This is a genomic window from Streptomyces longispororuber, from assembly GCF_014656095.1.
Taxonomy (GTDB): Bacteria; Actinomycetota; Actinomycetes; order Streptomycetales; family Streptomycetaceae; genus Streptomyces; species Streptomyces longispororuber.
Map to the genome: position 1 here is coordinate 24,722 of NZ_BNBT01000090.1, position 10,457 is coordinate 35,178.

Annotated in this window: 2 protein-coding genes; both read right to left on the reverse strand. The window is 76.3% G+C overall.

The annotated features are described in order from the left end of the window. Nucleotides 1–359: 359 nt before the first annotated feature. Complete coding sequence (locus IE330_RS24605) at nucleotides 360–1,760, reverse strand: MDR family MFS transporter (RefSeq protein WP_190138286.1); 1,401 nt, start codon at nucleotides 1,758–1,760, stop codon at nucleotides 360–362. Next, nucleotides 1,757–10,457: non-ribosomal peptide synthetase (locus tag IE330_RS24610; protein ID WP_190138287.1), on the reverse strand; the 8,701-nt coding region annotated here is incomplete at its 5' end. The genes IE330_RS24605 and IE330_RS24610, both read right to left, overlap by 4 nt.

Consider the following 10,457-nt stretch of genomic DNA (forward strand, 5'->3'; position numbering starts at 1 on the left):
CTACGGCGTTTCCGCAACACCCAAACGCGACGCCCGCCGCTGCCGGCAGGCCCGCACACGGCACCGGTCCGAGCAGTACCGTGCTGACTTCGCCCGCTCCACCCCCACCGTCCACGACCGCCCGCACACCGGACACTCCGCCTGCTCACCCCGCTGGATCGCAGCCACCCGCAACCGTGTCCGCCGCATCCTCCGCCACCGCCGTGACCTGCACCGACTTGAGCAGAACACCGCAGCCGCCGCCATCGTCACCGGCAGCGCATCACCACACTCCCGGCAATACCGCCGAGCCGCCCCGCCAGCCCTCACACCGCAGATCATCCAGCCGTCCCCGCCTCACGGCCAGAGTTCAAAGACACCTACTCAGGGCTTCTTGGGGTGCGCGGCAGCCTGGTGGCTCCCGCGGCGGCGAACAGGCAGAAGCCGAGCACCCACCAGAAGGTGTCGCCGAAGGCCCCGGAGACGTCCGGGCCCCGGGCTTCGAGGCGCTGTTGGAGGACCACGGCGAGGGCCGCGGTGCCGACCGAACCGCCGACGGTGTTGAGCATGTTGAGCGCTCCGGCGGCGCGCGGGAGCTGCGCGGGTTCGATGCGGCTGTAGACGATGTTCATGACCGGCGCGCCGACCATGGCCATGCCGACGCCGCGGACCGCGAGCGCCGTGGCGATGACGGCGCCGGGGGGCTCGTGGCCGAGCTGGGTGAACGGCACCGTGCCCGCGAGGATCAGCGCGATGCCGGTGACCACCAGGGTCCGGGGTACGGCCTTGTCGATGGCCCGGTTGACGAGCACCGACCCGGCCGCCGCGCCGAGGCCCTGCGGGGCGAGCAGCAGTCCGGCCTCCCACGCCGACAGGCCCCGGCCGGTCTGGAAGTACAGCGGCAGCAGGAACATCGTGCCGAACACCGACGCGCCGAGGACGAGCAGCGCGAGGGCGGCGGCGCCGAACGGCGGCCGGGCGAAGAGCCGCGGGTCGATCAGCGGTGTCCCCCGGGTGCGCAGCCCGTGCGCGGTGAACGCGGCGAGCATCGCCAGGCCCGCCGTGATGCCGAGGGCGGCCGGCAGGGCGCGGCCGTGGGAGACCTCGGTCAGGCCGAACACGAGCACCGCGAGGCCCGGCGAGAGCAGGGCCGCCCCGCGCAGGTCGAAGGGGGCGCGCCGGGGCGACGGCGGCACCTCGGGCACGTGGCGGCGGGCGAGCAGGATCGCGGCCAGGCCGATGGGCAGGTTGACGAGGAACAGCCACGGCCAGGGCGCCACACCGAGGAGGGAGCCGCCGGCGAGCGGCCCGAGCACGGGCGACAGGAGTGGGACGACCGCGACGACGCTGATCACCCGGCCGGTGCGCTCCTTGCCCGCGACGCGGGCGAGGAGCGCCTGCCCGGTGGCGGGCAGGAGTCCGCCGCCGAGCCCTTGGAGGACGCGGAACGCGATCAGGCTGGCCGCCGACCAGGCCAGAGCGCAGAGCACCGAGCCGAGCAGGAACACCCCCACGGCGGCGAGCCACGTCCGGCGGCCCCCGTACCGGTCGGCGAGCCAGCCGGAGGCGGGCACGGCGGCCACGACGGCCAGCAGGTAGGCGGTCGAGACCCATTGGATCTCGGTGAGGGAAGCGCCGAAGTCGTCGGCGAGGGTGTCGATGCCGACGCTGACGATGGTGGCGTCGACCGTGGCCATGAAGGTGCCGAGCACCAGGATGAACGCGATCCGCAGCAGGGGCGCGTCGATCCGGGCGCCGGGCGGCGCGGCGGTGCCGGTCATCGGGTCTCCAGCAGGGCGCGTACGTCGGTGTCGAGGTGGTCGCCGAGGGTGCGGAGCAGGTCGAGGAGCTGCTCGGCGAGCCCGGTGGTGTCCACCCCGGCGCGGTGGGCGAGCACGCCGGTCCAGCCGTCGCCGTCCGGCATGACCGTGAGGGTCACCGGGTGGTGGGTGGACTCGCGGAAGCGGGTGCCGACGACGGTGAGGCCGGGGGCGGGCGCGCGCAGGCGCTCCGGGTCGACCGGGTAGTTCTCGAACACCACGAGGCTGTCGAAGAGCCGGTGGCGTCCGGTGAGCCGTTCCAGGTCGGTCAGGGCCACGTGGTGGTGCTCGACCAGGGCCCGCTGGCCGGACTGGAGGGCGGCGAGCGCCTCCGCGAGGGTGCCCGTGAGCCGTGCGCGTACGGGCACGGTGTTGGCCAGCAGGCCGATGATCTCCTCCACGCCCGCCAGCTCCGGGGGACGGCAGGCGACCATGGCGCCGAAGCAGACGTCCGCCCGGCCCGAGCGCCGCGCCAGGAGCACCGACCAGGCGCCCTGCACCAGGGTGTTGAGCGTCAGGCCGTGGCGGGCGGCGAGGTCGGCGAGGCCGGACACGAGGGCCGCGTCGAACGCGATGACCTCGGGTTCCTGCCAGGCCGCGCCGGGCTCGGCGGCGCCCACCAGGTAGTCGCCCTCGGGCAGGCCGTCCAGCTCGGCGGCCCAGGCGTCGAGGTCGGGCTCGTGGTCGGCGCGCCAGCTCAGGTAGGTGCCGAACGGCACGGGTGCGGGCAGGTCCGGCTCCCGGCCCTGGAGGCGCGCGGTGTAGAGGGCGAACAGCTCGGTGAGGATGCGCGGCGCCGACCAGCCGTCGGAGAGCACGTGGTGGGTGGTCAGGACCAGGTCGTTCAGCTCTGGTGCGCGGCGGATGACGGTGAGGCGGACGAGCGGGCCCTCGGCGAGGTCGAACGGCTCGGCCAGGTCGGCCGCGAGGGCCGCGTCGGCGGGCCCGTCGACCACCCGGAAGTCCGGGCGGGGCGCCGCGGGGAGCACCGCGAGGTCCGCGGGGAACACGGCGCCCAGGTTCGGGTGGCGTGCCAGCAGGTCGGTGCCCGCGGCGCGCAGGGCGTCGGTGTCGAGCGGCCCGGCGAGGGAGAACGCCGACTGCACGGTGTACGGGTCGGGGCGCTCGGTGCGCGCGTGGCGCAGCATCACCTCCTGGAGCGGGGTGAGCGGCTGCACCTCGGCGACCGCACGCCCGCCGAGGGCCGTGAGCTCCGGTGCGGCGGCAATGCGCAGGAGCGCGGTCCGCAGGTGTCCGGCGAGGTCCTCGATCTCGGCGGCGGTGAACAGCGCGGACGGCCAGGTGATCCGGATGCCGAGGGCGTCGTCGCGCACGAGGGCGTTGACCATCAGGGCGTGCGGCAGGGGCAGGTCGCCGGTGCCGCCGGAGCCGAGCGGGTCGGCGTCCGGGGGCGCCTGCCACGGTGTCTCCCGGTCGGGGGCGCCGGGGAACTGGCCGAGGTAGTTCCAGGCGACCTCGGGCCGGGCGGGGTCGAGCAGGCCCGCGGCGGTGAGGATGCCGTGGCCGAGGCCGTCGCCCTGGGCCCGCAGACGCTCCTTGACCGCCGGGACGTCGTCGTCGGCGTGGAGGCGTACGGGATGCACGGCGGTGAACCAGCCGACGGTCTGGGACAGGTCGACGTGCGGCGGGCGGCCGTGGCTCTCCAGGGCGACGAGGAGGTCCGGCGTCCCGCGCCAGTCCCGTACCGCCCGGGCGAGCGCCGTGAGCAGCACGGCGTCGGGGGTGGTGCGGTGGGCGGCGGGCAGGGTGGTGATCAGGGCGCGGGTGGCGTCGGCGTCGAGCCGGAGCTCGTGGTGCGCCGCCGTCGCCACGGTGTCGCGGGCGGGGTCGAGCGGGCGGGTGAGCGCCTCGGTGGCGGTCATCCGCCGCCAGTGCGGCAGTTCGGCGCCGCGGTCGGCGGCGCGCAGCGACCTGGCCCAGCCGAGGAACGACTGGCCGTGGCGGGCCGGCGCGGAGCCGGAGTGGGCGTGGCGTACGTCGTCGAGCAGGACGCGCCAGGACACGCCGTCCACGACCAGGTGGTGGGCGACCAGGACGAGCCTGCCCGGGCGTGCGGGCCCCGCGTCCACCCACAGCGCGCGCAGCAGCGGGCCGGTGCGCGGGTCCATGGCCGCGCGGACCGCGGCGACGTGGGTGTCGACCTGGGTCCGCGGGTCGTCCCCGGCCCGGACGCGGGTCAGGACGTCGGCGCCGGTGACGGCGCCGACGGGCGGGATGCGCAGCACGTCGTCGGCCAGGTGGGCGCGGAGCACGTCGTGGCGGGCGAGGACCGCGTCGAGCGCGGCCTGCCAGCCGGCCTCGTCGCCGCCCGGCGGGACGCAGACCTCCACCCACTGGCAGAAGCCGTCGGCGGCACTCCCGGCGCGGCGCAGCAGGTCGCGCATGAGCGGGGTCAGCGGCGCGTCGCCGACCGCGGGCCCGGTGTCCGCGTCCAAAGTGCGGGCGCGGGCGGCGATCCCGGCGACGGTCTCCCCCTCGAAGACGTCCCGGGCGGTCAGGCCGAGCCCGCGGCGGCGGGCGCGCGAGACCACTTGCAGGGACACGATGCTGTCGCCGCCGAGGGCGAAGAAGGCGTCGTCGGGGCCGATGTCGTCGGTGCCGAGGACGTCCCGGAAGACGTCGAGCAGCACGGCCTCGGCCTCGGTCGCGGGGGCGCGCCGCGCGGTCGCGGCCACCTCGAGGGCGGGCAGGGCGGCGGTGTCGAGCTTGCCGGTGGGGCTCAGCGGCAGCCGGTCCAGCTCCACGAGCGCCGCGGGCACCATGTGGTCGGGCAGCTCCGCGGCCAGGTGGGCGCGGACGCGGGTGAGGTCGAGGTCGGCGCCGTCGGTCGGGATGACGTACCCGACGAGCCGGTCGTCGCGCACGAGCACCGCTCCGGCGCGCACGTCGGGGTGGCGGGTGAGCGTGGACTCGATCTCGCCCAGCTCGACGCGGAAGCCGCGGATCTTGACCTGGTGGTCGACGCGGCCGAGGAAGACGAGCTGGCCGTCGGGGCGCCAGCGCACCAGGTCGCCGGTGCGGTACATCCGCTCGCCGGACGCGGCGAACGGGTCGGCCACGAACCGCTCCGAGGTCAGGGCGGGGCGGCCGAGGTAGCCGCGGGCCAGGCTGGGGCCGCCGAGGTAGAGCTCGCCGGTGACGCCGGTGCCGACGGGCTGGAGCCCGCCGTCGAGGACGTAGGCGCGGACGTGGGGGTCGGGGCGGCCGATCGGCAGCGGGCCGGGGTCGTCCGGGTCGTAGTGCCAGGTCACGGAGTTGATGGTGACCTCGGTGGGCCCGTAGGCGTTGAACAGCGCCTTGCGGCCGCTCCCCCAGCGCCGGGCCAGCTCGGGGTCGAGGCGTTCGGCGCCGACGACGAAGAACACGTCGTCGGGGACGGTGCGGTCGTCGGGCATGGCGGCCAGGAACGACGGCAGCAGGTTGACGCCGGTCACCCGGTGTTCGGCGATGTAGTCGAGGAGTTCGTCGCCGGGGACGCGCACCTCCTCGGGGGCGATGACGGACGTGCCGCCGGAGAGCAGCGGGACCATGGTCTGCCAGAAGGCGACGTCGAAGCTGGTCGACGCGAAGTGCAGGTACCGGTCGTGCTCGGTGACGCCGACGACCTCCTCCTGGAGGGCGATCAGGTCGGGTACGCCGCGGTGGGTCACGCCGACGCCCTTGGGCCGCCCGGTGGTGCCGGAGGTGTAGATGACGTAGGCGAGCGCGTCCTCGGTGAGCCGTGCGCGGGCCTGGACGGGGTCGGTGTCGGGGACGTCGGCGAGCGTGGCCGGGTCGTCGAGCCGCAGCACCGGAATGTCGCGCGCGGCGGGGAGTTCGGCCCCCGTGGTCACGGCGGCGGCCGGGGCGATGTCGTCGAGCATGTACGCGAGCCGCTCGCGCGGGTAGGCCGGGTCCAGCGGTACGTACACCGCGCCCGCCTTGGCGACGCCGAACAGCGCCACGGTCATCTCGACGTCCCGGCCGAGCAGGACCGCGACCGGGTCCTGCGGGCGTACGCCGTGCGCGATCAGGGCGTGGGCGAGCCGGTTGGCCCGGCGGTCGAGTTCGGCGTAGCTGAGGGCGCGGTCGCGGCAGACCAGGGCCTCGGCGTCGGGCTTGTGGCGCACCCAGGCGGCGAACTCCTCCAGCCAGGGGCCGCGGGCCTTGGCCGGGACGACCTCCGTGCCGGTACGCAGCATCCGGGCGCGCTCGTCGGCGTCGAGCGTGCCGAGTCGGAGGGCGGGGCGGTCCGGGTCGGCGGTGATCTCCCGCAGGAGGTGCAGCAGCCAGCGGCCGTAGTCGCGCACGGTGGACTCGGCGAAGGCGCCGGGCTGGTAGCCGAGGCCGAGGGTGATCTCGTCGTCGGGGATGACGATGACGGTGAGGGCGTAGTGCGTGGCGTCGGTGATGTCGACGCCCGCGAGGTCGAGCCCGGGGGCGAGCGGGGTGCGCTTGCGGCTGGAGAGCGGGAAGTTCTCCATCACCAGCATGGTGTCGAAGAGTTCGCCGATGCCGACGGCCCGCTGGATGCCGGGCAGGCCGACGTGGTGGTGCTCGGCGAGGGCCACGCTCTCGGCGTGCACGTCCGCCATCAGGTCGCATACCGAGCGGCCGGGGGTGTGGCGCACCCGGACGGGCACGGTGGTGCCGAGCTGGCCGATCATCGCCTCGACGCCGTCGACCTCGGCGGGCCGTCCGGAGACCGGGCAGCCGAACACGACGTCACGGCGGCCGGTGAGGCGCCCCAGGAGCAGGCCCCAGGCCGTCTGGAGGACCGTGGTCAGGGTGACGCCCTGCTCGCGGGCGAAGGAGCGCAGCCGGTCGCTGAACTCCCGGCCGAGGCCGAGGCTCACGCGCCCGGGGCGTTCGACGCCGGTGGCGGTGGACGCGGGGGCGAGGCGCGTGGCCTCGTCGACGCCGGCCAGGGCGGTGCGCCAGGCGTCCAGCGCCGCCTCGTGGTCGCGGTCGGCGAGCCAGCGGAAGTACTCCGACAGCGGCGGGGCGGCCGGGGCGGCGGGGCCGCCGCCCAGTTCGGCGTAGAGCGCGAGGAGGGTGCGGCCGACCAGCGGCATGGACCAGCCGTCGAGCAGGGCGTGGTGGTTGGTGATGACCAGCCGGTGCTCGTCGGGGCCGACGCGGGACAGCAGGAAGCGGATCAGCGGCGGCCGGGCCGGGTCGAAGGGCCGCTCCAGGTCGGCGCGGGCGGCCGCGGCGAAGTCGTCGTCCCGGCGCCAGTCCAGGGTGACGTCGGCGGGGACCACCTGCACGACGTCGTCACCGGCCGCGGCCAGGTACACGCGCAGCGCCGGGTGGCGGCGCAGGAGTTCGCGCGCCGCCTCGGCCATCCAGTCCGGGTCGAGCTCGCCGACGAGGGTGGTGACGGCCTGGACGACGTAGACGTCGGTGTCGTGGTCGTCGCGGACCAGGGTGTGGAAGGAGAGACCGACCTGGAGCGGGGTTGCGGGCAGGACGTCGGCGACACGACCGAGGCGCCCGCTGCCGCCGGTGCGCTCCAGGGCGTCGATGGCGTCTTGGTCGAGGTCGACGAAGGGCAGGTCGGAGGGGGTGAGCCCGCCGGTGGTGTGGCGCGCGTGCGCGGCCAGCGCGTCCAGGGCCCGGGTCCAGGAGTCCTGGAGGGCGGCCACGGCGTCGGTGCCGAGCACCTCGGTGGCGGCGGTCCACTCGACGGCGAGGCGGGGCGCGCTCTCCTCGTGGCCGTCTGCGTGGGCGGCCCCGTACTCCTCCGCGAGGTCTCCCTCATGGACGAAGCAGTTGAGCGCGAGGACCTGTTCCAGGGCCTTGGCGGCGGGCTCGACGACCGCGAAGGCGTCCCGCTCGGGCAGGTGCCAGCCGGTGCCGGTCAGCGGGGCGAACCGGCCCAGGTAGTTGAGGAGCACGTCCGGCGGCGGGGTGGCCGCCAGCTCGGGTCCGGCCTCGGGGTCGAGGTGGCGCAGGACGCCGTAGCCGACGCCGCCGTCGGGGACGCCGCGGCGGGCTTCCTTGGCGGCGCGCAGCACGCGTCCCACGTCGCCCGTGGCGGGTACGCGGACGGGGTACTCGCTGGTGAACCAGCCCACGGTGCGGGCCAGGTCGAGGTGTTCGCGGCCGTGGCCCTCCAGGGTGACGGTCACCGCGCCGCCGCCCGCGCCGTGGTCGCGCAGGGCGAGGACGAGCGCGGCCAGGAGCACCTCGTCGACGCCCGCGCGGTAGGCCGCGGGCAGGGTGGTCAGCAGGGCCTCGGTGACCTCGGGCGAGGCCACGGTGACCGAGCGGTGGGCGGTGGCGACGGTGTCGCGGCGCTGGTCCAGGGGCCGGGGGCCGAGGCGGGTCGCGGCGGCCAGGGCCGTGCGCCAGTGGGCGAGTTCGCCCCGGCGCGCGCCGGTGGCGCCCTGCTCGGCGAGGAGCGTGGCGTGCCGCCGCCAGGAGGCGCCGACCGGGGCGGGGGTGCCGCCCGCGCAGGCCGTGTGCAGGTCGGGCAGCAGGACGCGCCAGGACACGCCGTCCATGGCGAGGTGGTGCACGACGACGACCAGCAGGTCCGGACCGCCGTCGCCGGTGCGGACCAGGGCCGCGCGCAGCAAGTCGCCCGTACGCGGGTCCAGTTCGTCCGCGAGGCGGCGGGCGAGGGCGGTCACGTCCTGGTCCTCGGCCTCTTCCACGGCGGCGCGCACCGCACCGCGCGGGAGCACGTCGAGGCCGTCGCCGGTGGCCCGCAGCCGCAGCGCGTCGTGGTGGACGAGCACGGTCCGCACGCCGGTGACGAGGTCGGCGTGGGTGAGGCCGGTGACGCGCAGGGCGGTCCACTGGGCGTAGCCCGCGACGGTCTCCACGTCCGGGTGCGGGTCGAGCAGGGCGCGCACGATCGGCGGAGCGGGCACGGGTCCGGTCGGGTCGTCCACCGGTCCTGCGGTGTCCTGCACCGGGGCGGCCCCTGCGGCGAGGGCGGCGAAGCTGCGGCGGGCGAGGAGGTCGCGGGGGCGCAGCTCCAGGCCGCGGGCGCGCAGCCTGCTGCTGACGGTGATGGCGGTGATGCTGTCGCCGCCCAGGGCGAAGAAGTCGTCGTCGACGCCGACCCGTTCGACCTCGAAGACCTCGGCGAGGACCGCGCACAGCAGCCGCTCGCGGTCGGTGCGCGGCTCCCGGCCGCCCCGGGGCGCCGCGGGCGCGGGCAGGGCGGCGCGGTCGAGCTTGCCGTTGGGCGTGACCGGCAGCCGGTCGAGCACCACCACGGCCGCGGGCACCATGTGCTCGGGCAGCCGCCCGGCCAGGTGGGCGCGTACGTCCTTACCGGTGAGCCCGGTGTGCCCGGTGAGCCCGATGTGCCCGGTCGGTTCTGAGGCACCGGTAACCCCGGCGTCCCCGGCGGCCGGAGCGCCCGGGCCCGGGACGACGTAGCCGACGAGGCGCCCCGAGCGGACCGCGGCGGCGGCCGCGGTGACGCCCGGCACCGCGCCGAGCGCGGCCTCGACCTCGCCCGTCTCCACGCGGTGGCCGCGGATCTTGACCTGTCCGTCGCCCCGGCCGAGGTACTCCAGGCCGCGGCCGGGCACCCACCGGGCCAGGTCGCCGGTGCGGTACATCCGCTCGCCCGGCGCGCCGAACGGGTCGGCGACGAAGCGCTCGGCGCTCGCCCCGGGCCGGCCGAGGTAGCCGCGGGCCAGGTGCGGTCCGGCCAGGTACAGCTCGCCCGGCGTGCCGTGCGGTACCGGCTGGAGCGCGGTGTCCAGGAGGTACACGCGGGTGCCCGCGAGGGGGTGGCCGATGGTGGGCGCCTCGCCGTCGATCCGCGCGGTGGTGGCGTCGACGGTGGCCTCGGTCGGCCCGTACATGTTGCGGGCGGTGACGCCGGACGCGGCCACGCGCCGCCACAGGGCGGGCGGGGTGGCCTCCCCGCCGAGGACGAGCAGGGCGGGGCGCCGGTCGAGGAGGCCGCCGTCGACGAGTGGCGCGGCCATCGAGGGCGTGGTGTCCACGACGTCGACGCCGTCGCGGGCGTACGCGGCGAGCAGGGCGTCGGCGTCGCGCGCGGTCTCGGCGTCGTACAGGTGGAGTTCGTGCCCGCACAGCAGCCACACCAGGTGGTCGAAGGCGGAGTCGAAGGCGAACGAGTAGGTGTGGGCGACGCGCAGAGGTCTGCCGGTGGCGCCCTCGGCCTCGGCGACGACCGTGGAGCGCTGGTGGTGCAGGAGCGCGGCGAGGGCGCCTGCCCGGCCGAGCACGCCCTTGGGGCGGCCGGTCGACCCGGAGGTGTGGATGACGTAGGCGAGGTGCTCGGGGTGGCGGGGCACGGCCAGTTCGGCGTCCCGCAGCGGCGCGCCGGAGAGGTCCGCGGCCTCGTCGAGCAGGGTGGTGTACGGCAGGACGGCGGTCCCGTCGAAGAGGGTGGTCCAGGGCGTGCCGTCGGTGAGGACCAGCGCGGGCCGGGTGTCGTCGAGCAGCTCGCGCAGCCGCTCCGGCGGGTGGGTGAGGTCCAGGGGCTGGAACGCGGCGCCCGCGGCCAGGACGGCGAGGAGGGCGGCCACCGTGTCGGCGGAGCGCGGCAGCGCCAGGGCGACGAGGTCCTCGGCCCCGACGCCGCGGGCGCGCAGCGCGCGGGCCAGGCGGTACTGCGCCTCGGAGTTGTCGTTCCACCCCGCCTGGGGGTCGGCGAAGCCC